The 23,970-nt window shown below is 71.7% G+C and carries 22 protein-coding genes and 1 pseudogene; 7 read left to right on the top strand and 16 right to left on the bottom strand.

Annotation, left to right across the window (positions count from 1 at the left end; translation table 11 throughout):
* Window positions 1–64 precede the first annotated feature (64 nt).
* Both VF542_RS17415 and VF542_RS17410 read left to right on the top strand, forming a co-directional pair.
* Window positions 65–1,345, top strand: coding sequence for a magnesium transporter MgtE N-terminal domain-containing protein (locus VF542_RS17415; RefSeq protein ID WP_408652961.1), 1,281 nt, complete (start codon window positions 65–67; stop codon window positions 1,343–1,345).
* A 34-nt stretch (window positions 1,346–1,379) separates the two neighbouring features.
* Window positions 1,380–1,892, top strand: coding sequence for a DUF1003 domain-containing protein (locus tag VF542_RS17410; protein WP_408652960.1), 513 nt, complete (start codon window positions 1,380–1,382; stop codon window positions 1,890–1,892).
* 71 nt (window positions 1,893–1,963) lie between these two features.
* Here the strand turns inward: VF542_RS17410 and VF542_RS17405 are convergent, their stop codons facing one another.
* From VF542_RS17405 to VF542_RS17365, 9 genes are all read right to left on the bottom strand, one after another.
* The gene (locus tag VF542_RS17405; protein WP_408652959.1) at window positions 1,964–3,241 is read right to left on the bottom strand and encodes a hypothetical protein; all 1,278 of its coding nucleotides are present in this window, start codon (window positions 3,239–3,241) and stop codon (window positions 1,964–1,966) included.
* A gap of 17 nt (window positions 3,242–3,258) precedes the next feature.
* Window positions 3,259–4,590, bottom strand: a complete 1,332-nt coding sequence (locus VF542_RS17400; RefSeq protein WP_408652958.1) for an MFS transporter — start codon at window positions 4,588–4,590, stop codon at window positions 3,259–3,261.
* A 1-nt stretch (window position 4,591) separates the two neighbouring features.
* Window positions 4,592–5,869 (bottom strand): ATP-grasp domain-containing protein, encoded by a 1,278-nt coding sequence (locus VF542_RS17395; protein WP_408652962.1) that lies wholly within the window; start codon window positions 5,867–5,869, stop codon window positions 4,592–4,594.
* Between the two features lie 40 nt (window positions 5,870–5,909).
* Window positions 5,910–6,344: a hypothetical protein gene (locus VF542_RS17390; protein WP_408652957.1), complete on the bottom strand. Its 435-nt coding sequence runs from the start codon at window positions 6,342–6,344 to the stop codon at window positions 5,910–5,912.
* A 3-nt stretch (window positions 6,345–6,347) separates the two neighbouring features.
* Window positions 6,348–7,628, bottom strand: coding sequence for a SidA/IucD/PvdA family monooxygenase (locus tag VF542_RS17385; RefSeq protein ID WP_408652956.1), 1,281 nt, complete (start codon window positions 7,626–7,628; stop codon window positions 6,348–6,350).
* Window positions 7,629–7,654: 26 nt separating this feature from the next.
* Window positions 7,655–8,749, bottom strand: a complete 1,095-nt coding sequence (locus tag VF542_RS17380; protein ID WP_408652955.1) for an FAD-dependent oxidoreductase — start codon at window positions 8,747–8,749, stop codon at window positions 7,655–7,657.
* Between the two features lie 5 nt (window positions 8,750–8,754).
* On the bottom strand, window positions 8,755–10,116 hold the full coding sequence (locus VF542_RS17375; protein ID WP_408652954.1) for a class I tRNA ligase family protein: 1,362 nt from the start codon (window positions 10,114–10,116) through the stop codon (window positions 8,755–8,757).
* Complete coding sequence (locus VF542_RS17370; RefSeq protein WP_408652953.1) at window positions 10,109–10,501, bottom strand: cupin domain-containing protein; 393 nt, start codon at window positions 10,499–10,501, stop codon at window positions 10,109–10,111. Before VF542_RS17370 ends, VF542_RS17375 begins: the two co-directional genes overlap by 8 nt.
* Before the next feature lie 189 nt (window positions 10,502–10,690).
* Entirely contained in the window at window positions 10,691–11,209 is a 519-nt protein-coding gene (locus VF542_RS17365) for a MarR family winged helix-turn-helix transcriptional regulator (protein ID WP_408652952.1), read from the bottom strand.
* A 48-nt stretch (window positions 11,210–11,257) separates the two neighbouring features.
* On the opposite strand from VF542_RS17365, the gene VF542_RS17360 reads away from it, so the two are divergent.
* Window positions 11,258–12,415 (top strand): Mrp/NBP35 family ATP-binding protein, encoded by a 1,158-nt coding sequence (locus VF542_RS17360; RefSeq protein WP_408652951.1) that lies wholly within the window; start codon window positions 11,258–11,260, stop codon window positions 12,413–12,415.
* 28 nt (window positions 12,416–12,443) lie between these two features.
* Here VF542_RS17360 and VF542_RS17355 read toward each other — a convergent pair whose 3' ends face one another.
* From VF542_RS17355 to sigE, 4 genes are all read right to left on the bottom strand, one after another.
* A complete protein-coding gene (locus VF542_RS17355) occupies window positions 12,444–12,872 on the bottom strand; it encodes a sec-independent translocase (RefSeq protein WP_408652950.1) in 429 nt (142 codons plus the stop codon).
* A gap of 19 nt (window positions 12,873–12,891) precedes the next feature.
* Entirely contained in the window at window positions 12,892–14,469 is a 1,578-nt protein-coding gene (locus tag VF542_RS17350; RefSeq protein WP_408652949.1) for a S1C family serine protease, read from the bottom strand.
* A gap of 176 nt (window positions 14,470–14,645) precedes the next feature.
* The gene (locus VF542_RS17345) at window positions 14,646–15,584 is read right to left on the bottom strand and encodes a hypothetical protein (RefSeq protein WP_408652948.1); all 939 of its coding nucleotides are present in this window, start codon (window positions 15,582–15,584) and stop codon (window positions 14,646–14,648) included.
* Window positions 15,585–16,346, bottom strand: a complete 762-nt coding sequence (gene sigE, locus VF542_RS17340; protein ID WP_408652947.1) for an RNA polymerase sigma factor SigE — start codon at window positions 16,344–16,346, stop codon at window positions 15,585–15,587.
* A gap of 157 nt (window positions 16,347–16,503) precedes the next feature.
* Between sigE and VF542_RS17335 the strand changes: the two genes are divergently transcribed.
* Together VF542_RS17335 and VF542_RS17330 are read left to right on the top strand one after the other, a co-directional pair.
* A complete protein-coding gene (locus VF542_RS17335; protein WP_408652946.1) occupies window positions 16,504–17,865 on the top strand; it encodes a pyridoxal phosphate-dependent decarboxylase family protein in 1,362 nt (453 codons plus the stop codon).
* A 22-nt stretch (window positions 17,866–17,887) separates the two neighbouring features.
* Window positions 17,888–18,526, top strand: a complete 639-nt coding sequence (locus tag VF542_RS17330) for an O-methyltransferase (RefSeq protein WP_408652945.1) — start codon at window positions 17,888–17,890, stop codon at window positions 18,524–18,526.
* Window positions 18,527–18,601: 75 nt separating this feature from the next.
* Here the strand turns inward: VF542_RS17330 and VF542_RS17325 are convergent, their stop codons facing one another.
* Window positions 18,602–19,504 carry a LysR family transcriptional regulator gene (locus VF542_RS17325; RefSeq protein ID WP_408652944.1) on the bottom strand — a complete coding sequence of 301 codons (903 nt, stop codon included), beginning with the start codon at window positions 19,502–19,504 and terminating at the stop codon, window positions 18,602–18,604.
* 149 nt (window positions 19,505–19,653) lie between these two features.
* Here VF542_RS17325 and VF542_RS17320 point away from each other — a divergent pair, with 149 nt between their 5' ends.
* Both VF542_RS17320 and VF542_RS17315 read left to right on the top strand, forming a co-directional pair.
* Window positions 19,654–20,745: a saccharopine dehydrogenase family protein gene (locus VF542_RS17320; RefSeq protein ID WP_408652943.1), complete on the top strand. Its 1,092-nt coding sequence runs from the start codon at window positions 19,654–19,656 to the stop codon at window positions 20,743–20,745.
* Window positions 20,746–20,748: 3 nt separating this feature from the next.
* Window positions 20,749–22,287, top strand: a complete 1,539-nt coding sequence (locus VF542_RS17315) for an aldehyde dehydrogenase family protein (protein ID WP_408652942.1) — start codon at window positions 20,749–20,751, stop codon at window positions 22,285–22,287.
* A gap of 150 nt (window positions 22,288–22,437) precedes the next feature.
* Here VF542_RS17315 and VF542_RS17310 read toward each other — a convergent pair whose 3' ends face one another.
* Together VF542_RS17310 and VF542_RS17305 are read right to left on the bottom strand one after the other, a co-directional pair.
* Window positions 22,438–23,532: an aminotransferase class I/II-fold pyridoxal phosphate-dependent enzyme gene (locus VF542_RS17310; RefSeq protein ID WP_408652941.1), complete on the bottom strand. Its 1,095-nt coding sequence runs from the start codon at window positions 23,530–23,532 to the stop codon at window positions 22,438–22,440.
* Window positions 23,529–23,970, bottom strand: a pseudogene (locus VF542_RS17305) (hypothetical protein); the annotation flags it as partial. The pseudogene VF542_RS17305 and the gene VF542_RS17310, both read right to left, overlap by 4 nt.

Genomic DNA, 23,970 nt, shown 5'->3' with positions numbered 1-23,970 from the left:
TCCGCGACACCCGACCATCCTGCCAGTCCTAATTCTGGGGCCTGCTGCCCACTAAGCTTTGCGCGTGAGCACCGCGACCCGCGTCTTCCTGGCCAGGCTGGCCGGCCTCGGGGTGTTCGATCCCAACGGCGATCAGCTGGGCCGGGTGCGCGACGCGGTGGCGACCTTGCGGGTCGGACGCCAGCCACCACGCATCCTCGGCCTGGTGGTCGAGGTGCAGCACCGGCGGCGGATCTTCGTCCCGATGGGGCGGGTCACCCGGATCGAGCCGGACGCGGTGGTGCTCACCACCGGCAGCGTCAACATCAAGCGCTTCGAGCAGCGGCCGAACGAGCTGCTGGTGCTGGGCGAGGTGCTGGACCGGACCGTGGTGCGGATCGAGGACGGCGCCCGGATGGTGGTGGTCGACGCCGCCATGGAGCAGAGCCGCACCCGGGACTGGGTGATCACCAAGCTGGCGGTGCGCGCGGCCACCGGCAAGCTGGGCCGCCGCCGGGCGGTGCTGCACCAGGTGGACTGGAACGACGTGGACGGGCTGTCGGCCACCGAGAACGGCCAGGGTGCGGACTCGCTGCTGGCGGTGCTGGCCGGTCTGCGGCCGGCCGACGTCGCGGCGCAGTTGCAGGACATGCCTGACAAGCGGCAGCAGGAGGTGGCCGAGGCCCTGGACGACGAGCGGCTGGCCGACGTGATGGAGGAGCTGCCCGAAGAGGACCAGATCAACATCATCAGCGGGCTGACCGACGAGCGCGCGGCCGACGTGCTCGAGCGGATGAACGACGACGACGCCGCCGACCTGCTGCGGGAGCTGCCCGCCGACGAGCAGGAACGGCTGCTGGAGATCATGGAGCCCGAAGAGGCCGCGCCGGTCCGGCGGCTGATGACCTACGGCGAGTACAGCGCCGGCGGCATGATGACCTCCGAGCCGGTCATCCTGCTGCCCGACGCCACCGTGGCCGAGGCGCTGGCCCGGCTGCGCAACCCGGACCTGTCCCCGGCGCTGGCGGCGCAGGTGTACGTCGTCCGCCCGCCGCAGGCCACCCCGACCGGCCGCTACCTCGGCATGGCGCACATCCAGCGGCTGCTGCGCGAGCCGCCGTCGACGCTGGTGTCCGGGGCCATCGATGCCGACATCGACCCGGTGAACCCGGAATCGACGCTGCAGCAGGTCACCCGGCACCTGGCGACCTACAACCTGGTGGCGGTGCCGGTGGTGGACGACAACGACCGGCTGCTGGGCGCGGTCAGCGTGGACGACGTGATCGACCACCTGCTGCCCGAGGACTGGCGCGACCGGGACGAGCTGCCGGCCGACGCCGCGGTGACCCGGAAGCGGGCGCAATGACCGGCCTGGCCGCCATCCGCCGCTGGACGTCCTCGTGAGCGAACCGCGCCGCAGGCTCGACCAGCCGGTGGCGCCCCGCGGGCTGCGCCGGCCCCGGATCTCACCCGAGGCGGTCGGCTCGGCCGCCGAGACGATCGCCCGGTTCTTCGGCACCGCCCGCTACCTGTTCCTGCAGACCCTGATCGTGATCATCTGGATCGGGATCAACGCGGTCTGGGGCATCAACTACGCCAACCACAAGCACCACGGCAACAAGCCGTTCGACCCGTACCCGTTCATCCTGCTGAACCTGGCCTTCTCCACCCAGGCCGCCTACGCCGCGCCGCTGATCCTGCTGGCCCAGAACCGGCAGGCCGACCGGGACCGGATCCAGGCCGACGCCGACCGGATCCGCGACGACCGGGCGATCGCCGACGCCGAGTACCTGGCCCGCGAGATCGCCTCGATCCGGATCGCGCTCGGCGACGTTGTCACCCGCGACTACCTGCGGTCCGAACTCGCCCGGCTGGAGCGCGTGCGCGACGGACGCGACGACCGGGACGGCTGAGCCCACCCGGGTTGTCGTGCCCCCCGGGTGGTTCAGCCGTGACGTCCCAGCCGTGCGCCCCTCGGGTCGAGTCAGTAGGCGCCGGCCGGCTGCTCGGCAGGTTCGATCACGATCTGGGACTCCAGCTCCTTGACCCGGCGGTAGTCGGCGTCGATCGCCTCCCCGGTCGGCGCGGCCAGCGTCACCCAGGCCAGGAAGTTCGACAGGTCATCGGTGGACTGCACCCAGTCGCCGGTGCCCTTCGGGAAGTTCTTGCCGGCGTAGGTGGGCAACTGCTCGACCTCGTCGAAGATCTCGGCATTGCGCCAGATGCCGGCCTGCGGCGAGGAGACGAATACCCCGCACACGTGCCGCAGCAGCTCGTAGGACGGCCGGAACTCCCCGTGCACCCGGTGCGCGACGGTGCGCAGGATGTGGTTGGACCCGGTGGCCATCCTGCTGATCAGCTGGTGGCCGCCGCCGGCCGGCCGCTCGGCGATCTCGATCAGGCGTGGGCCCTGCGGCGTCAGCATCACCTCGGCGTGGCCGCAACCGTTGCGAAAGCCCAGGGCGTCCAGCACCTTGACCGTGTAGTCCCAGACGATCCGGGCCTGCTCGTCCTCCGGCGCGAGGAAGTCGACCCGGTCATAGATGCCGATCCGGTCACCCTTGCGGAGCTTGGTGTAGCGGCAGACGTCGACCAGCCCATGCCGGCCGTCCACGGAGTAGGAGTCCACCAGGTACTCGTTGCCGGCGGCGAACTCCTGGATCAGGATCCCGCCGTTGACCAGGCCCAGATGGTTGACCCCGGTTGCCATCCGGTCCAGCAGCGGGCGCCAGGCCTGGCTGCCGGCCGGCACCAGGTGCACGTCGTCGGTGCCGCCGCTGTTCGGCGGCTTCACCACCAGGTCGCGGTTCCGCAGCCCGTTGTCCTCGATCCAGGCCGCGATCTCCTCGGCATCGTCGGAGAAGAGCTGGCGCAGGTGCGGGATCCCGGCCCGGGCGGCCGCCTTGGCCATCTCCCACTTGTCCCGGCGCGCCTCGGCCAGCTCGCTGACGTTGCCGGTGCCGGGAAGCACCCTGGCCACCAGCGCCTCGAACAGCCGGATGCCGGGCTCGGCGCCGGGGATGATGCAGATCGGGTCGTACTTGGCGAGGTCGGCCGCCAGCGACTCGATCCGCTCGGGGGCGTAGTCGCCGTCGAAGTAGTGCACCTGCTCGAAGTTCTCCGGATGCCAACTGGCCGCCATCGCCGGCACCGGCTCGGGCCCGGACAACACCGCGATCGGGGTCACGCCCTCGTCGCGGAAGGCTGCGGCGTACTCCTGGCCGGTGGACAGCGGATCGACGATGATCGCATAGCGCTGCATGGGAATTACCTGCTTTCTCAGCTGACTGGTACGTCGAGTTCGGAGGTGGCCGCGCTCGGGATGGAGCCGGACACCGGTGGGTCGGCGGCCTGGCCGGCAGCCGCTGTCGGATCGTCGCCCTCGCCGGCCCCGGCCGGCGGCCGGCGCATCCCGGAGACGGCCAGTGCCAGCGCCAGCAGGCTCGCAAGCCCGCAGCACCACCACAGGTTCAGGCCGATGGCGTCGTAGGTGAGGACCCCCAGGCCGGGGCCGAGCGCGCCGCCCAGGGCGAACATCAGCTGCATCGAGCCGATGTAGCGCCCGCGCAGGTGTGCCGGTGCGACCATGCCGGGGTAGGCGAACATGGTGGGCCCGCCGATGATCTCGGCCAGCGTCCAGACCAGGGTGCCGATCAGGAAGACCGCCACGCCCCAGGGCAGCGCGTACAGCGAGAGTCCCGCGCCCAGCAGCGCGAAGCCGAGGCCGACCACCAGCTTGATCGGCAGCCGCTGGGTGAGCTTGGTGATCAGCAACTCGCAGGTGATCACCAGGAAGCCGTTGAGGGCGATCACCACGCTGAACCAGAAGGTGGCCAGCCCCGCGTCCCGCATCGTCAACGGCAGGGTGCTGACGTACTGGATGTAGACGGCGGCGTTGACCAGGATCGCCAGCAGGTACAGCACGAACCGGCGGTCGGCCAGCACTGCCCGGTAACCATCGCCGGCCGGCCGGCGGGCCGGTCCCCCGGCTCGCTGATCGGCCGGCACCCGCCGGGGCAGCGCGACAGCGGCGATCGCGCCGTAGCAGATCGCGGTGATCGCCTCGGCCCAGAACAGCAGGTCATAGCTCACCGAGATCAGCACGGCGCCGGCCAGCGGCGCGGCGGTGGTGCCGAGGTTCATCGCCCACCGGTACAGGGCGAAGATCATCACCTGCCGCTGCGGCGCGGTCAGCTCCGACAGCAGGGTCGCCGACGCCGGCCGGTACAGCTGTCCGGTCACGCCGACCAGCACCACCGCGGCGAGCAGCACCGGGTACGGGCGCAGGTACAGCACGCCGAGCAGCATCACCGCGCTGCCGCCCATCGACGCCAGGGTGGCCAGCCGCGGACCGAGCCGGTCGGCCAGCGCGCCGCCGGCCAGCACCCCGATCATCGCGCCCGCGCCGTACCCGGTCAGGGCGAAACCGGCCTGGAAGGAGGAGAAGCCGCGCTCGGTCAGGAACAGCACCAGGAAGGTCTGGAAGAACGCGCCCAGCCGGTTGACGAAGATGCCGAGCAGGATTGCCCGTACCGGCAAGGGTGATCCGGCCAGGGTGTTCCACACGCCGACCCGCTCCGTCGCGGCACCGGCAGCCGGGACAGCGCTCACGTCACCGCTCCCCGCTGTCGGCGGCCGGGTGCACCGCGGTGCCGGTGACGACCAGCGCGGCGTCGGCGGCCTCGAGCACGGCCCGGCACTGCTCGCCGGTGTCGGCGACGGCGGTCAGGTAGGCGATCCGCCCCCAGACCGTGCCGCCCGGCGGCGGGGCCAGCCGCTGGCCGGGTTCGGCCTGCACCACGGCCAGGTCCACCTCGGCCGGCAGCCGGTCGGGGTCGAAGCCGATCTCGGTGATCGTCATCTCGTAGGGGACGTAGCGGAACCGGACCGCGCCGACCAGCTTGCGGTCGGGGAAGATCCGCGGCTCCTGACCGCACGCGATCGCCGCGGCGGCCAGCCCCGGGTCGATGCCGGTGGCGCGCATCCCGAGGTAGGGGATCAGATCCCCGCCGAGCCTGGCGTTGACCTCGATCAGCTTCGGCCCGGACGGGGTGAGCCGGTACTCGGTATGGGTCATCCCGTCGGTGAAGCCGAGCGCGGCATGGGCCCGCTCCAGGGCGGTGATCAGCGCGGGGTCCGACAGCATCGGCTCGGCCCCGTCGACCAGGTGCCCGATCTCCTCGAAGTACGGCGGGTAGCCGAGTTCCTTGTGGGCAAGGCAGATCGGGTACACCTGGCCGTGGTAGACCGCGCAGTCGATGCTGATCTCGGGGCCGTCGGCGTACTCCTCGACCAGCACCGCGAGCTCGTCATAGACCAGCGCACCGGGCACCGTGGTGTCCCGGGCGAAGGCGAAGTGCTCGCGCAGGGCGGCCTCGTCGTGCGCCAGCACCACGCCGAGGCTCGCCGCGATGCCACGCGGCTTCAGCACCACCGGGTAGCCGATCTCCGCGGCCGCGGCCACGGCCTCCTCCACCGTGGCGACCACGGACGAGCGCGGCTGGGCCACGCCGGCCGCGGCCAGCCGCTGCCGGGTCAGGTGCTTGTCACGGCACCCCAGCACCACATCGGGCTCGCCACCCGGCAACCCCAGCGCCTGGGCGATCTTCGCGGTCGCAAGGATCCGCGCCTCGTCCCAGCACAGCACGCCGTCGATCGGATCCCGCTCGTTCAGTTCGCGGGCCGCCGAGATCATCCGCTCCGCATCGAGGGTGTCGGCCAGCACGGTGGCCGCGTCGATGTAGCGGGTCTCCCAGACCGGTTCGGCAGCCAGGAACAGGTGAACCCGGTACTGCTCGGCGATGCCGGCCAGCAGGTACTCGCGGAACAGCCGGGCACCGGTGGAGATCAGCAGCAGGTGCGGGCGCCGGTCGGTGGAACGCTCGCCCAGCGGGCTCGCCGCGGATCGTGCAACAGAGCTGGGAAGAGCTTCAGTCATGGGGGTACTCCTGGATCGGTAATTCCTGGATCACGGACACGCCGGCCGAGCCGTCGGCCCGGCGCCACTGCTCGGTGAGCCGCACCCGGCCATCGCCCAGCACCGTCGGGGTGCTCAGGCAGCGGCCGGCGACCACCTCGCCGTCGGTCATGATCTGGCAGTAGGCGGCTTCGATCACGCCGGCGCGATCGCGGACGCCGACCAGCCGGCCGGTTCGCACCGGCCCGCCGGCGAAGTCCGCCCAGACCAGCTCGTCCTGCTGGTGGTAGTGACCGACCACCGAGCCGGGGGTGGGCCGCGGCGGGCCGAACACCCGGCCGTCATAGCTGGGAAGGTCGTAGCTGGGAAGGTCGTAGCTGGGAAGGTCGTAGCTGTGAACGTCCGGCACCGGGGCGGCCCCGGGCCTGAGGTCATCCCGCAGGGTCATCGCTCAGCCCCACTGCACCGGGCACAGCTCGTCCCGGATCTGGAACAGCTCGCTACCCAGCATCGAGTTGATCACCATCGCGGCGCGGACCGGCAGCAGGGTGAGGTTGGCGTCCGGGATGCCGTGGCTGAAGCGAGCCCGGTTGAGGGCGTAGATCCGGTGGTCGTCCATGCCCTTCCAGCGCACCGAGTAGTCCTCCTCGATCACCAGGTCGCCGTCCTCGCCGGCGTCCAGGCGCTCGCGCAGCTCGGCCGAGAACGGCACCGGCGCGCTCTGCCGGCCGACGGCGATCACCGCGTAGGCGACCCGGTGCTGCTCCAGCCGCTCGGCAGTGCTGCAGTGCAGCACCACGTCCTTGCCGTCCAGCACGCCCTCGGTGACGTCCCGGCCGGGCAGCATCGCCACCGGGTACTCGCCGAACTCCAGCATCCGGTCGTAGTTGGCCTGGTAGAGCGTCCTGAGCACGCCCGGGGTGAGCGCGTCACCGGTCGGGTTGGCGTCCTCCACCAGTCGCCGGCGGGTGCCGCGGGTCAGGTCCTGCAGGTACTGCTGGTGGGCCGGGCGGTAGATCTCGTTCGCGGCCGGCGAGTCGTCGATGGTCTGGAACCACTGCCGGCGACCGAGCCACTTGATGTTGCTGAACCCGGCGCCGAGCAGCCGCAGCACGGCCTCGATACCGGTCTGGCCGCCGCCGATGACGGCGACCGGAGCGGTCTTGTCCGAGCTCATGGTGGGCAGGTGCAGCGCCAGGTGGTCGGCGATGAAGGCCCGGTCATCGGGCAGCGAGGACAGGCCGGCCGGCACGGTGGGCCGGGTACCGACGCCGATCACCAGGTGTTGCGAGCGAGCCACCGGGGCGCCGCCGGAGATGGCGTAGAAGCCCTCGCCCTCGACGAAGCTCACCTCCTCGATCGGGGTGCTGTAGTGGATGTTCTCGATCTGGCCGGAAGCCCAGGCCAGGTAGCGCATGTACTCCCGGCGCGGGATCACGTCGAACTGGGAGTTGATCATCGCGAACAGCCGGCCCTCGGTCACCAGGTAGTTGAGGAAGCTCAGCTTGTGGGTCGGGTCGACCAGCGACACCAGATCCTTCATCCACGAGGTCTGCATGCGCACGCCCGGGTGCAGCAGCGAGGAGTGCCAGCTGGAGTCAGCGGCCTTGTCGAACAAGGCGATCCGCTGGTCGGTCCTGGCCTGCAACAGCGCGGCGAGGCTGAGGTTCGCGGGACCGGCGCCGATTCCCACCACGGAGAAGTACGGCAGGTCAGTCTTGTTGCTCGTCATCGATCTTTTTCCGTTCCTCGGGGTGTTCAGGTCTGATGAGGGGCGGCGCCGGACGCGAGCTGGGTGGCAGCGCGCGCGCTGGCGGCGAGCACGGTCTTGGCCGCGCCGCCTGATCCGCCGGTGAAGGTGAGAACTCGGTCGTCGGTTCCGGCAACCGGCCGCAGCGCCAGGAGTGAATCGGTGCTGTAGCAGTCCAGGGCGGCAACCGGCTGAGCGCCGGCTACCAGCCGCAGTTCAGGAAACCGGCTCTGGGCCAGCTCGAACACCGCGTCGCTCAACGCGCTGTCCGGTTCCGGGCCGCCCAGCTCCGGGCCTCCCGGTTCCACGTCCCAAGCCTGGGTCGGCAGACCGAGCAGCTGCCCGGTGCCGGCCGGCTTGCCGTACAAACCGCTGACCTCATCGACAAAGGTGCCCGGACGCCAGCCGTTGATACCGAAAATCGTGTATTGAATTGCCTTGGTGCGCAGGCCCGCACCGTCCCAGCCGTACGCGCGCAGCAGAGCCGGCGTCCAGGCACCGGTTGCCAGCACCAGGATGTCGGAAGTATGCACAGTGCCGGCAGGATGCCCAGCGCCGACAAGGGTGAACGAGCCCGGTGCCAGGCCGGTGACAGCGCCGTCGGCCAGCACCTCGACCGTCCCGCGCTGGGCGAGGTCGGCCAGCACCCGGCTGCGCAGCCGCTCCGGATCCAGGTAGCCCGCCTGCCGCTCCTCGACCGCGACGACGGCGGAGCCGTCCAGGTCATCGCCGGCCCAGCCCCGCTCGCGGAGCTCGGCGCCGGTCAGCAGGCGCACCGAATCGGGCCGCGCGGCACTCACCTCGGCGGCACCCGCCTCGATCGAGGCGGTGTCCCGCGGCCGGTAGAGGGACCCGGTCTCGGTATAGCCGGCCCAGTCGCGCAGCCGGTCGTCGGCCAGCAGTTCGCCCAGGCTGTCGATCGCCAGCCGTCGCTGGACGGCCTCGATCTCGAAGCCGCGGACCGCGCCGCCGGAGGCCGCGGTCGCGTCCTGGCGGCGGGCCGCGCCCGGCGCGATGGTCACCCGGTCGACGCCCGGCTGTTGAGCAAGGCGCCAGGCAAGCAGGGCGCCGGCCACGCCGCCGCCGACGACAGACACGTGCATCGCGCTCACCTGCCGGTTCCGGCGAGTGCCCGGCGCAGTTGGACGGCTTCAGGCGGCGCGGGCCAGCTGCCCAGGCTCGCCAGCAGGCACCGTGCCGCCAGCCCCGGGTCGAACCGCTCCGGGCGCAACGCCTGCAGCCCACGGGTCAGGTTCGCCGCGTCCAGCGGAGCGGACAGCGGGTCGCCGGTGGCCTGCCCGGCCAGCAACGGCGCGACCCGGTCACGGAAGGCCTGGTAGCCCGCCATCGTGAAGTCGCTCTGGTAGCGATCCGGGCCGTCCCAGGCCAGGTAGAGCCGGACGATCTCCGGATCCTCCACGGCCAGCAGCTCATCGGCCCAGATGGCGTGATTGCGGCTGGTCGAGAACTTCGAGCCGTCGAGGGTGTAGAACTCGTTCACGATGCTGCCGCCGTGCTGCTCCGGCCGCACGCCGAGCGCGGCGAAGGTGACCGGCCACAGCAGCGTGGAGTAGAAACCGTTGTCGATGCCGTGGACGTGCCAGATCTTGCCGACCTGGCGCCAGGCGGCCTGGGCGGCCTCGACGCTGTCCACCGTGGGATCGATGCCTTGCGCGACGCACTGGTAACCGTTGAGGCCCAGTTCGAAGTTCACGTCGAGCCGCAGCCCGGCCAGCGTGCCGACGCCTTCGACGCCGTAGTTGGTGGGAAAGGCCAGCGGCAGCTCGGGCAGCCCGTCGCGGAGGTAACCGGCGAGCAGGTCGCGCATCCGGCGCGGCTGCTCCATGTGCAGCCAGATCGTCGTGAGCTGCTCGCGGTAGTCCTCGAGCGCCAGCACCGGGATCCTGGCCTGGAAGGGCGTCGGGGAGCCGCCGCACCGGGCGCAGCGGGGATCGATCAGGTCCTGGGCGGAGGTGAAGCCCCCGCAGCCTTCGCAGGTGCCACCGTGGGAGCCGGCGCCGCACCGTGAGCAGGTGCCGCTGACGTAGGAGTTGTGCAGCGTGCGGCCGCAGTCCGCGCATGCCGACAGGGTGTAGTCGCGCAAGCCGAACGGGCCCTCGGCCAGGTGGCTGGCCAGCCGAGCCACGGCCGCCTGGTGATCGCTCTGCTCGGGGTCGAGGTAGACGTCGCAGCCGATCCGGGCCCGGTGCATCGCCTCGTCGATGCGCCCGCGGTATTCCAGGATGACCTTCTGGACGTCGAGGTCGGAGTTCTCGGCCCGGGTCAGCACCCAGTTCGGGTGGGTGTCCAGGCCGCCGACGCTGACCACCCGCTCCCCACGGTCGCGGGCGGCGCGCGCGAGAACGTCACCGGCCAGGTACGGCCCGGCCAGGTGACCGATGTGCAGCGGGCCGTTGGTGGTCGGCGGCGCCACCACGATGGCCGTGACGGCTGACGTCTGATCAGACACTTGCCAGCTCCTCTTCGCGGGTGCCGGCCTGCGCCGGTGACGATGCGGTCGGCTCCAACGGCAACCAGTACGCGCTGAAGATGGTCAGCGGGGCGCGCTGATCACGGTTGGAGATGACGTGCGGCTCGGCACTGTCGAACAGGATCGCCGACCCTCGGGGCAGCTCGACCGTGCTGGCGTTGCTCTCGACGAAGGCGGTGCCCTCGATGACGATCGACAACTCCAGTTCCGGGTGGCAGTCGCGCGGGCTGCTGCCACCGGCCGGGACGGTGTACCACATGGCACCGAAGGGCATCGTGGCCTGCAGGCCGTACTGCTCCCAGCGGGCGACCTCGAGCGGGCCGACCGTGGCCGAGTCGGCGGAAGTACTGTCAAACGTTCGCATTCGTTCAGCTCCTTGTGCAGAACATCCGTGCAACCAGCGATCTGGCAACGGCCGAATAGAGGCAGCACTCACTGATCGAAATACCGAGGATTTTCTATGCCGGTAATCACACCCGGGGTGCCGGAATCGCAAGCTCCGTGATGTCTGAATAGCTATGGTCAGGCGTGAAAGTAATGGCATTGAGCCGATTTACTCGCCGGTTTCTGCCGCACCTCTCGGCCCGGCGGGATCCAGCTTGATCATCAGGGCTTGCAGCTGGCGCAGCTCCGCCTCCGACAGCCGGGTGAGCACCAGGTCCGACACTCCGGCCAGATGCACCCGGGAGGCGTCGCGGAGGGTGTCGCGGCCCTTGGCGGTCAGCACGGTGTACATGCCGCGGGCGTCCTCGGGGTCGGGTTGCCGCTCCGCCAGGCCGTCCTTCTGCAGCCGGTCGACCAACCTGGTCAGGCCGCTGCGAGAGAGCAGCACCGCCTCGGCCAGCTCCGACATCCGCAGCCTGTTGTCCGGGGCCTCGGCCAGCTGCACCAGGACGTCATAGCTGCCGATCGCGATCTTGCCGTGCGCTTGCAGTTGTTGTTCGAGCTTGCGCAGCAGATGGTTGTGCGTCCGCAGGAAATCTCGCCACACGGCAAGCCGCCAGTCGGTGGCGCTCACCACGGCAACCGCCGCGGTCTCGGCGACCGGGGCGGTGTTCTCAGAACCGGACATCACCACGCACATCGTAGTGACGCAGAGCACCGCCGTAGGATCTTTGGTGTGTCTCTTTCAGAAGTAGATCCTGACCCGAACACCCTCCAGGCGGCAATCGCGGCGGCGCTGGCCGGCGTGAACGATCCGGAGATCCACCGGCCGATCACCGAACTCGGCATGGTGGAGCGGGTCAGCGTCACCCCGGACGGCTCGGCCAGCATCCGGGTGCTGCTGACGGTGGCCGGCTGCCCGATGCGCGAGAAGCTCACCACGGACGTGACGGCCGCGGTCGCGGCCATCCCGGGGGTGTCCTCGGTGGCGGTGGACCTCGGGGTCATGAACGACGCCCAGCGCACCGACCTGCGCACCAAGCTGCGCGGTGACAACCCGGTGAACGAGATCCCGTTCGCCCAGCCGGGTTCGCAGACCAGGGTCTACGCCGTCGCCTCCGGCAAGGGTGGGGTCGGCAAGAGCTCGGTGACGGTGAACCTGGCCGTGGCACTGGCGCAACGCGGCCTGCGGGTCGGCGTGCTGGATGCCGACATCTACGGCTTCTCGATCCCCAGGATGCTCGGCGTGACCGGCCGGCCGACCCAGGTCGAAAAGATGATCATGCCGCCGCAGGCGCACGGGGTGAAGGTGATCTCGATCGGCATGTTCACCCCCGGCAATACCGCCGTGGTCTGGCGCGGGCCGATGCTGCACCGGGCCCTGCAGCAATTCCTGGCCGACGTCTACTGGGGCGACCTGGACGTGCTGCTGATGGACCTGCCGCCAGGAACCGGGGACATCGCGATCTCGCTCGCCCAGCTGGTGCCCTCGGCCGAACTGCTGGTGGTCACCACCCCGCAGCTGGCCGCCCGGGAGGTGGCCGAGCGGGCCGGTTCGATCGCCCTGCAGACCCACCAGCAGATCGTCGGCGTGGTGGAGAACATGAGCTGGCTGGACCTGCCCGACGGCACCCGGCTGGAGCTGTTCGGCGCCGGTGGCGGCCAGGCGGTGGCCGAGTCACTGACCGCGTCGACCGGAACCAAGGTCGGCCTGCTGGGCCAGGTGCCGATCGACGTCGCCATCCGCGAGGGCGGCGACGACGGCACCCCGATCGTGCTGATGCGGCCGGACTCGGCCGCCGGCCAGGCCTTCGGCGCGATCGCCGACACCCTGGCCGGCCGGCAGCGCAGCCTGGTGGGCCGCTCGCTCGGGCTGTCGGCGGTCGCCCGCTGAGCTATCAGCCGGTCCGAAGCCGGTGCTCTCAGGTGGCTTCCGGATCGATCGGTGGCCGCTCGCCCGGGGCCAGCGGCTGTTCCGCCGGGTACTGTTCGGCCGGCGAGTACGGTGCGGTCGCCGGCTTGTCGAGATCGACCGCCGGCAGCGTCGCGGGATCGTCCTCGCCGCGCAGCGCCCGCTGGATCGACTCCCTCGGGTTCAGCGAGCTGAAGTCGTCGTCGCCCAGCAGGGCGTTCTTGATCGCGGTCCGCGGATTGAGCGAGGACAGGTCGAAGTCGGCGAAGTCCGGCCCGAGCTCGGAGTTGAGCTGCGACCGGGCGCCCTGGGCGACGTCGCGCAGCGCCCGCAACATCCGCCCGGCGTCCCTGGCCAGGTCTGGCAGCCGGTCAGGCCCGAAGACGATCAGGGCGACCGCCGCCAGCAGCAGGAACTCGAGCGGTCCGATGTTGAACACGAGGTCAGCCTAGCCGCGCTCAGCTGGCGCCGAGCGTGACTTTCGCCTGACCGGCCACCCCGTTGCGCACATAGCGCACGATGACGGTGGCTCCCGGCTTGGACTCGGCGACCGCCACGGTGAGCGCGTCGCCGGAATCGATCAGGATCTGGCCGAACATGGTGACCACGTCACCCTCCTTCAGCCCCGCCTTGGCGGCCGGCCCGTTCGGAACGACCTGGACCAGGTAGGCCCCGTCCCGGGTGCCGTCGGTGACGCTGCGGCTGCTGGCGCCGAGGTCGGCGTGGCGCACCTTGCCGGTGTGGATCAGCTCCTCGGCGACGGACCGCGCGGTGTTGACCGGGATGGCGAAGCCGACCCCGATGTTGCCGCTCTGGCCACTGGACTGGCCCACCGAGGCGATGGCGGTGTTGATGCCCACCACCGCGCCCGCGGCGTCGACCAGCGCCCCGCCGGAGTTGCCGGGATTGATCGAGGCGTCGGTCTGCACCGCGTCGATCACGGCGTCCGGCTCGCCGTTCTCACCGGGCAGCCGCAGCGGTCGTTTCAGGGCCGACACGATGCCGGCGGTGACCGTGCCGCGCAGGCCCAGCGGGTCGCCGATGGCCACCACCGGGTCACCGACCGCCAGCGTGTCGGAGTCCCCCAGGCTGGCCACCGTCAGGTCGGTCTTGTCGACCTTGATCACCGCAAGGTCGTTGCGGGGATCGGTTCCGACCACCTTGGCCGGGCTGGAGGACCGATCGGCGAAGACCACCCGGATGGTCGGGGAGGCGGCGAAGGCGACCACGTGGTTGTTGGTCAGGATGTAGCCGCCCTTGTCGATGATCACCCCGGAACCCGAACCGGCCGCGTCGGCGGAGCGGACGTCGATCGAGACCACCGCCGGGCTGACCCGCTTGGCGATGTCTGCCACCGAGCCCGGCGGCCGGTTCGCGGGCGTGTCGGTCTTGGCGAGCTTCACGTTGGGATCGGTCAGCACGGCGTGGGCGCGCTGGGACAGCCAGTACCCCACCCCGCCGCCGATGCCCCCGGCGATCAGGCCGGCCACCAGCACCAGCGCCAGCGCCGACAGGCCGAACCGGGCCCGCTTTCCCGACGGCGCGGCCTTGGCGCCGGCCTCGGGTTCGGCCTCCTCGACCGCGTCGGCCATCCCGACGACCTCGTCGTCGGCATACACCGGCGGCCCGGCGATCCAGTACGGCGACTGCGGGTCGCGCCACGGGTCGACCGCCGCGTCCGCCTTCCACCAGGGCGAGCCCGGACCGGGCAGGGACGGCGTGAGCCGGTCGCCGGGCGCCGGTGCGAACGGCCCGGTGCCCGCGAAGGCCTGGGCCAGCTCGGCCGGTACCGGCTGGCGCGCCGAGGTGTGCCGGGGCGGCAACCGGTCCCCCGGCGCCGGTGCGAAGACGGCATTCGAGCCGGCCGGCGCGCTGAAGGTCTCGCGGTCGGTCGCCGAGACGGTCGGCCGGGCTGCCGGCTGCGCCGCGGCCGCCGGGGCGACCGGCTCGAAGGAACCCTCGATGCCACCGGGACGGGCGAACGGCGAGGAGTCGACTCGGCCGTTCGTGGCGCCGTCGTTCGTAGCGTCGCTCACGTGCCCTCCGCCCGTCGTGCGCTGGTCGTGGTGACCCGACGGCGCCGGGACGTGACCTTGATCTGTTGAGTCTGCCCGAGCGCCACGGTACGGGCCAAGGCGAGGATGACGCCTGGATGGGGCCGGGTCCTCTCGGGCATGTTCGGCAGCCGGCCGGGATCCATGAACCCTGACCGCTATGGCGTGGCGGTCGGCGCGCCGGTCATCATCGCCGCGAGAGCTGCCGAGGGCCACGGACCGTGCCGGACGGGTTGCTGCCTGGAGCCGTTCTGCTGCGACGCGGTGCCGGCCTGCCGTTCGGACGCGGTGCCGCCCTGCCGTTCCGACGGGGTGCCGGGCTGGTGGAGCGCGGTGCCGGCCTGAGGGGTGGCCTGCCGCAGCGGCGCCAGTGTCACCGACAACGGCCCAGCCGGGGCCAGGACCGGCCGGCTCGCCTGGTCGGGCGCCGTGCTGGCCGGGCCGGCCGGGGAATGGCTGGCCGGCAGCAGCGAGCCGGTGCCGCCCAGCGGGCTGGCCGACCACACTCCCGAAGCCGGACCGCCGGTCACCGCACCGGCCGCATTGGCCACACCAGTCGGCGCCTGCCGGTCAACGGCGGCAGCCAGCGTCGAGACATGGCCGCCGAAGGTCCCGGCCGCGACCACCGCGGCCGCCGAGGCCAGCACCGTCACCGGCAGCGCGGCACGGCGGTGTGCCGGGCGGGCCTGGGTCTGGGCGCGCCCATCGGACCGGTCGGCCGGGCGGGCCTCCCCGGCCTCGCCATTCTTGCCGGCGGAGCCGGCCTCGCTGGCCTTGCGCGCGTCATGGGCGACGAACATCGCGATGCCGTCGGCGCCGAGCACGGTCGGCAGGCCACCGCGCGGCGGCGGCAACGGGGCCGACATCGGCACCCCGGTCAGCCGGGCCAGCAGGCCGGACGGCAGGGCCGGCGCCTGCGCGGCCCGCAGCATCATCGCCGTCTCACGCTGCCCGCGGACGGCATCGGCGCACTCGGCGCACTCGGCGCAGTGCCGCTGGGCCCGGCTCGCCGCAGCCGCCGACAGGACGCCGTCGGCGAATGCCGCCACGGCGTCCTCGGACAGATGCGGCAGGCCGAACACCCGCGGACCGGACATCTACCTGCTCACTTCTCCCACGCCGTGCCCGGAGTCACCCTGCGCCCCGGTCTCACCTTGCGCCCCGGTCTCACCTTGCGCACCGGACTCACCTTGCGCACCGGACTCATCCTGCGCCCCGGGCTCCGCCGGCCGGACGGCCGGTGCCCGGTGGGCCAGCGCCTCGCGCAGCAGCACCCGGCCGCGGTGGATGCGCGAGCGCACCGTCCCCACCTTGATGTCGAGGGTCAGGGCGATCTCTTCATAGGTCAGGCCTTCCAGGTCACACAGCACCACGGCGGCCCGGAAGTCAGCCGGCAGCGCGTCGAGCGCGCGCTGGATCTCCGGATCGAGGTTGTTCTGCTCGTAGGCCCGTTCGGGCCCGGGCTCGTCGGTGGCCAGCCGCTCGGAGGCGTCCTCGGCCAGGGCGTCGAACCGGATCTTCTGCCGGCGCCGGACCAGGTCCAGGAACAGGTTGGTGGTGATCCGGTGCAGCCAGCCCTCGAACGTCCCGGGGGTGTAGTCGGCCAGCGAGCGGAACACCCGGACGAAGGTCTCCTGGGTCAGGTCCTCGGCATCGGAGCGGTTGCCCGAGAGCCGGTAGGCCAGCCGGTACACCCGATCGGCGTGCTGGCGGACGATCTCGTCCCAGGACGGCGCGACCCAGTCGACCGGCTCGGCGGCGTGCTGTTCAGCGGCATATGCAGTCCCCGTGCTGCCCGCCGGTGTGGCCGCCCGCTGCCCGCCCATCGAGCTAGCCACACCGAGATTCAGCGTGGACATCGAAGGATCACCCAATTCCTGTAGTGGTGCCCGCCGGTTCGGCAGGACCACATCAGCCTCGCAGCCGTGGCTGTGTATAGCCTAAACGTCTCACGGCGCGCTCACGTTCCCGGCGGGCGGAGCAGCTTTCGGCCCCGGTGCTGTCTAGGCTCCTGCCGTGCACACCTATACCGACGTCAGTGCCGTCATGTCCCGCGCGCTCGCCGAGCTGTGCCTGGAACGGCTGGCGATGCACGCGCCGCTGGACCGGTCGCTCACCCCCGACGAACTCAGCGCCGCCGCCGGGCTGACCGTCACCGAGAAGGGCATCGGCACCGAGGAGGCCCTGCGGCTCTGGGAGCACGTCCTGGCGCCGGCCTGCCTGTCGGTGGACCACCCGCGCTACCTGTCCTTCATCCCCGGCGCGCCCACCAAGGCCGCCGCTGCCTTCGACATGCTGGTCGGCGCCTCCAGCGTCTACGGCGGAACCTGGCTGGAGGGCTCCGGCGCGGTCTATGCCGAGAACCAGGCGCTGCGCTGGATCGCTGACCTGGTGGGCCTGCCCGAGGGGGCCGGCGGAGTGTTCGTCCAGGGCGGCACGATCGGCAACCTCTCCGCGCTGGTGTCGGCCCGCGAAGCCGCCCGGCACAAGCGGCTCGGCCCGCCGCCGGCCCGGTGGTCGGTGCTGGTCAGTGACGAGACGCATTCCTCGGTCAAGCACTCGCTGCAGGTGGTGATGGACGTCGGGGTGGTGAAGGTGCCCGGCGATGAGCGCGGCCGGCTGACCGGCGCCGGTATCCGGGCCCGGCTGGCCGAGTTGCCCGAGTCCGAGATCGACGGGATCTTCGCCGTCGTGGGCACCGCCGGCACCACCAACGCCGGCGTCATCGACGACCTCGCCGGGATCGCCGAGGTGGCCCGGGAGCGGGACCTGTGGTTCCACATCGACGGCGCCTACGGCGGCGCGGGGCTGGCGGCACCCTCGGTGCGGCCACTGTTCGCCGGCGTCGAGCATGCCGACTCGTTCATCGTCGACCCGCACAAGTGGCTGTTCGCCCCGTACGACTGCTGCGCGCTGGTCTACCGGGACCCGGTGCTGGCCCGGGCCGCGCACACCCAGAAGGCCGGTTACCTGGACCCGGTGACGGTGGAGGGCGAGTGGAACCCCAGTGACTTCTCGGTCCAGCTGACCCGGCGGGCCCGCGGCCTGCCGTTCTGGTTCTCCCTCGCCGTGCACGGCACCGCGGCCTACTCCGAGGCGGTCGAGCAGACCCTGCGGGTAGCCCGGGCCGGCCAGGAGCTGATCGAGGCGGCCGAGCACGTCCGGCTGCTGGTGGAGCGTGACCTGTCGGTGCTGATCTTCGAACGGATCGGCTGGCAGGCCGCCGACTACGCCCTGTGGACGGCGCGGATGCTGGCGGCCGGCGTCGCCTTCGTGACCCCCACCAGCCACGCCGGCCGGCCGTGCACCCGGTTCGCCATCGTCAACCCCGAAACCACCGTCAACGACCTTGCCCTGATCATCGATTCGATGAAATAGCGCACCGGTAGAGTCTGACCCCATGGCCGACGCGTATCTCAACTCCACCAGCCTCGCCTACGCCGAGAACTTCCTGCCCGAGGACGAGGTCATCGCAACAGCCCGGGCCCGGGGCTCCGAGCTGGGCTGCACCCCGATCGGCCGGGGCGGCGGGGCGACCCTGCGGCTGCTGGCCACCCTGGTCGGCGCCAAGTCGGTCGTCGAGGTCGGCACCGGTGCCGGTGTCTCGGGACTGTGGCTGCTCAGCGGCATGCGCCCGGACGGCGTGCTGACCACCGTCGACACCGAGCCCGAGCACCAGCGCGCCACCCGGCAGGCCTTCACCGAGGCCGGCATCGGCACCACCCGGTACCGGCTGATCAACGGCGCCGCCGGCGAGGTGCTCCCCCGGCTCAACGACAGCTCCTACGACCTGGTGTTCGTCGACGCCGACAAGACCGGCTACAGCGAGTACTACGAGCAGGGCGTCCGGCTGCTGCGCAGTGGCGGGGTGCTGGCCTTCGACAACGTGCTCTGGCACGACCGGGTGGCCGACCCGAACGTCCGCGACGCCGAGACGGTGGCGCTGCGCGAGCTGGGCCGGACGCTGCGCGAGGACGTCCGGCTGGTGCCGGCGCTGCTGCCGGTCGGCGACGGGCTGCTGGTGGCCGCCAAGCGCTGAGCTCGGAGAATCCGCTAGGCCGGAAGGCTCGGTGGGTCGGGAGGGCTCGGTGGGCTGGGTCGGTCCGGGTGGCGCTCAGCCGGCGGCCTTGACCAGCTCGTCCAGGGCGGCCCGGATGATCGGCCGGTCCTGGCTGGAGCTGCGGGTCAGGGCCAGCAACCGGCGGCTCATGCTGGGCTCGGCCAGTGGCCGGATCTCGATCTCGGCGACGTTGTCGGCCACCGCCAGCCGGGGCAGCACCGCGATGCCGTGCCCGGCAGCGACTGCCCGCACCAGCAGCAGCATGTCGTCGGTCTCCCACCGGACCTGAGGCTCGAAGCCCTCGGCACGGCAGGCGAACCGGACCGCCTGGCCACAGGCCGCGTCCAGTGGCGGCATCACCCAGCCGGCGCCGGCCAGCTCCGCCAGCGTCAGCGCGCCGCGCCCGGGCAGTGCGCCCACCGCGCTGACCACCACCAGCGGCTCGGTGCACAGGTCGGTGGACAGCAGGTAGTCGGGCACCGGGACCGGCACCCCGTCATAGACGTCCACGATCGCGATGTCGACGTCGCCGTTGAGCAGCTGGTCGATGCTGCGCGCCGGTTCGGTGACGGTGACGCTCAGCTCCAGGGCGGCGTGCTCGGCCGCCAGCCGGAGCGCGGCCTTGCTGACCAGGGCGGCGGCCGCCGAGGCCACGGTGCCGATCCGGACGTGGCCGGACAGCTCACCGGTCAGCCGGTCCAGGTCCGCCCGGGCCTCCTCCAGCAGCTCCAGGATCGAGCGGGCCCGGGCGACCAGCGCCTGGCCCGCGCCGGTAAGCAGCACGCCGCGCGGCGACCGGTCCAGCAGCGGGGTGCCGGCCTCCCGCTCCAGGATGGCCAGCTGCTGGGACACCGCGGAGGGGGTGAGCCCGACCTCGCGGGCGGCCCCGGCGATGGAGCCGCGCAGATCGACCTCGCGCAGCAGCCTGAGCCTGCCGACATCCAGAGCTGTGTTCACCGCGCCCGCCATCCTCTACGCTAGCGACACCATCATTTTCTCTAATGACTACTCTGAGACTAACGTAAGCACAACTGCAGGTGCCCCGACGCGTTCCGGCCGTCCGACCGGGATGGCGACCGGGGGGCACGAAAGGGAAGGATTCCTCCATGGCACGTTCGATCACCGAGGTTCGAGTGATCGGTCTCGGCAAGGTCGGCGAGCTCGTCGCACTGCTGCTCGCCGATTCCGGCTTCACCGTCACCGCCTACGACGCCCGGGCTCGCAGCGACCTGCCGTTCGCCTGCAAGGCGCTCGACGTCCGGGACGGGGCGGGGCTGCGGGCCGCGCTGACCGGTGCCGATGCTGTGGTGTCCTGCATGCCCTACAACCTCAACCTCGGCGTCGCCGAGGCGGCCCACGACATCGGCGTGCACTACTTCGACCTCACCGAGGACGTCCCGACCACCAACCGGGTGTTGGAACTGTCGAGCGCCGGCGGCTCCAACGTCTACGCGCCCCAGTGTGGCCTGGCACCGGGCCTGATCGGCATCGTCGGCTCGTGGCTGGCCAAGCAGTTCGAGGAGATCCGGTCGATCGAGCTGAAGGTCGGCGCGCTGCCCCGGCACCCGGCCGGGCTGCTCGGTTACGCCTTCAACTGGTCGGCCGAAGGCGTGGTGAACGAGTACCTCAACGACTGCGAGGTGCTGCGCGGCGGCCACCGGCAGATGGTGCCGGCGATGTCTGAGAACGAGCGGGTGGTGATCGGCGGCATCGAGCTGGAGGCCTCGCTGACCTCCGGCGGCCTGGGCACGATGTGTGAGACCTACGAGGGCCGGGCGCAGCGCCTGGACTACAAGACCATGCGCTACCCGGGCCACTTCGAGCTGATGCGGTTCTTCTTCGACGAGCTCGGCCTGCGCCAGCGCCGCGAGCTGGCCGGCGAGATCCTGGTCGGGGCCAAGCCACCGGTCGACGACGACGTCGTCTACCTGCACGCCGCCGTCGAGGGCCGGGCCGACACGGCCGGCGGCCAGCTGTACCGCAAGCAATACGTCCGGGCCTACCAGCCGCTGGCCATCAACGGCCGGTACTGGCGGGCCATCTCTTGGACCACGGCAGCCTCGGCCGCCGCGGTCGTCGAGCTGGTCGCCGATGGCCGGCTCCCGCAGACCGGCTTCGTCAAGCAGGAAGACATCTCCTTCGCCGATCTGCTGTCCACCAAGAGCGGGGCCCTGTTCGGCGACCTCGGAAAGGTCTGAAGCATGACTGCCATGATTTCCCACGACGACGTGACCAGCCGCACCGCCGAGATCCTGTCCCGGCTCGGCGTCGGCGATCCGTTCACCGCCGACGGTGACCTCAGCTGCCGGTCCCCGATCACCGGTGGCGAGCTCGGCCGGCTCCGCTCGCACACCGCCGAGGAGGTCGCCGACATCGTCGGGCGGGCCCAGCAGGCCTTCGAGCAGTGGCGGCTGGTGCCGGCACCGGTCCGCGGCCAGCTGGTCCGCGAACTGGGCAACCTGCTGCGCGAGCACAAGGAGGACCTCGGCGCGCTGGTGTCCATCGAGGCCGGCAAGATCGTCTCCGAAGGCCTCGGCGAGGTCCAGGAGATGATCGACATCTGTGACCTGGGCATCGGGCTGTCCCGCCAGCTGTTCGGCAACACCATCGCCACCGAGCGCCCCGGCCACCGGATGATGGAGCAGTGGCACCCGCTCGGCGTGGTCGGCGTCATCTCCGCCTTCAACTTCCCGGTCGCGGTCTGGTCGTGGAACTCCGCCCTGGCACTGGTCTGCGGTGACCCGGTGGTCTGGAAGCCGTCGGAGAAGACCGTGCTCACCGCACTCGCCTGCCAGGCGCTGGCGGCCGAGGCGGCCCGCCGGGTCGGGGCGCCGGACGCGGTGTCCCAGCTGGTCATCGGCGGCGCGGACATCGGCCAGGCGCTGGTGGACGACCCGCGGGTGGCGCTGGTCTCGGTGACCGGCTCGACCCGGATGGGCCGGGCCGTGGCACCCCGGGTGGCCGGCCGGTTCGGCCGGTTGCTGCTGGAGCTCGGCGGCAACAACGCCGCGATCGTGGCACCCAGCGCCGACCTCGCGCTGACGGTGCGCGGCATCGTGTTCTCCGCCGCCGGCACCGCCGGCCAGCGCTGCACCACCCTGCGCCGGGTGATCGCCCACTCCTCGATCGTCGACCAGCTGGTCGAGGCGCTGAAGAAGGCGTACACGACGCTGCCGATCGGATCGCCGCTGGAGTCCGGCACGCTGGTCGGCCCGCTGGTCGACGGGGCGGCCTACGAGGGCTTCGCAAAGGCGATCGCGGCGGCGCAGGCCGACGGCGGCGAGCTGATCGTCGGCGGCGAGCGGGTGCCGCTGGGCGAGGGTGGGCAGGCCGAGCAGTCCTTCTACGTGCAACCGGCGATCATGCGGATGCCCCGGCAGAGCGACATCGTGAAGAGCGAGACGTTCGCCCCGCTGCTGTACGTGCTCAGCTACGACAGCTTCGATGAGGCGATCGCGCTGCAGAACGACGTGGCGCAGGGGCTGTCGTCCTCGATCTTCACCCTCGACGTCCGCGAGGCCGAGCTGTTCATGTCGGCCGCCGGCTCGGACTGCGGCATCGCCAACGTCAACATCGGGCCGTCCGGCGCCGAGATCGGCGGCGCGTTCGGCGGCGAGAAGGAGACCGGCGGCGGCCGGGAGTCGGGTTCGGACTCCTGGAAGGCCTACATGCGCCGCACCACGAACACCGTGAACTACTCGACCGAACTCCCGCTCGCCCAGGGCGTCGAGTTCGGCTGAGCCCGCCACGCCCCAGGCGGCTGGTCACCGCCCGGGGAGGGTATGCCCCTGAGCCGTTTCCCGGCGGCTCAGGGGCATACCGGCTGGCGGACGTCGGGCTGGCGCATCGAACGAGGATGCTCGGCGTGATCGCCGGCGTGCACTCGCCGCTCAGGTGAGCCCCACCCGGCGGGCCGCCAGCTCGATCCGGTCGTCCGGCGCCACCGCCGCCACCCTGAGGTAGCCGGTGGACACCGGTCCGTAGAACTCTCCCGGCGAGGCGACGATGCCGGTCCGCTCGGCGAGCATCCTGGCCGCGCCCCAGGCGTCGCCGTCCGGAGCCTCCAGCCAGAGGTAGAACGCGCCGTCGGGCATCTTGGCCGGTAGCCCCACGGCGGCCAGCACCTGGCACAGCCGCTGCATCCGGCGCCAGTACCGCTCGCGCTGCACCTCGATGTGCCGGTCGTCGGCCAGCGCTACCGACGCGGCGTGCTGCACCGGCCCGGGCGGCATCAGGCCGGCGTGCTTGCGCACCTCCCGCAGGTAGTGCACCAGCTCGGCGTCACCGGCGTAGAAGCCGATCCGGGCGCCGGCGAAGTTGTCCCGCTTGGACAGCGAGTGCAGCGCCAGTACCCCGGCCGTTCCACTGTTCAGGATGGTGCCGGCCGGCCGGCCGTAGCTGAACTCGGCATAGCACTCGTCCGAGAGCACCGGGACGTCGCGCTCCCGGCCCCAGCCGGCGGCCTCGGCCAGGTCCCAGATCTCGCCGGTGGGGTTGTTGGGGGAGTTCACCCACAGGCACAGCGCCCGGCCGGCGTCGGCGTCGCTGATCTCCGCCAGCTGCTGGTAGGGCACCGCCCGCACGCCGGCCAGGATGGCGCCCATCTCATACGTCGGGTAGCTGATCGCCGGGTACAGCACGGTGTCCTTGGCCGGCGTCCGCAGCCTCAGGTACTGCGGTGCCGAGGCGACGAACTCCTTGGTCCCGACGCAGGCGGCAAGCTCGGTGTCGGCATCCACCGTGGCGCCCAGCCGGCGGGAGATCCAGCCGGCCGCGGCGGCCCGCAACGCCGGCGTGCCGATCGACGCCGGGTAGCCCTCGGCCAGGCCGGGTGCGGCCAGCGCGGCGATCACCTCCGGCGGCGCCGGGTCACACGGCGTGCCGATGGACAGGTCGATCGGGCCGCCATCCAACCGGCCGGCGATCGCCTTCAGCTCGCCGAGGCGCTCATAGGGATACGGCGGTGGGACGAAACCGGTCGTCATGGCTGGGTCCTATCGATGGGTGGGCTGCCGGCGTGCCTGCCGGCGGGGTGAGCCGGCAGCTCGCCGGCGGGGTCGGCGTGCCCGCCGCCGGGGTGAGCCGGCAGCTCGCCGGCGGGGTGGGCCGGCAGCCGGTCGGCGGGGTGGGCCGGCAGCCGGTCGGCAAGCAGCTGAGCCAGGTGCAGGCCGGTGCGCTCGCCGAGCTGGTCGAGCTGGGTACGGCAGGAGAACCCGTCGGCGAGCACCACGGTATCCGGCCCGGCACCGCGCACGGCGGGCAGCAACGCCTGCTCGGCCACCGCCACCGACACCTCGTAGTGGCCGCGCTCGACGCCGAAGTTGCCGGCCAGGCCGCAGCAGCCGCCCACGGTGGTGACGGTCGCGCCGGAGGCCGCGAGCAGGTCCGCGTCGGCCTGCCAGCCGATCACCGAGGCGTGGTGG

Source organism: Jatrophihabitans sp., from assembly GCF_036389215.1.
Taxonomy (GTDB): Bacteria; Actinomycetota; Actinomycetes; order Mycobacteriales; family Jatrophihabitantaceae; genus Jatrophihabitans_A.
Note: the sequence above shows the minus strand (reverse complement) of the source record. Positions and strands in the feature narration are given on the sequence as shown.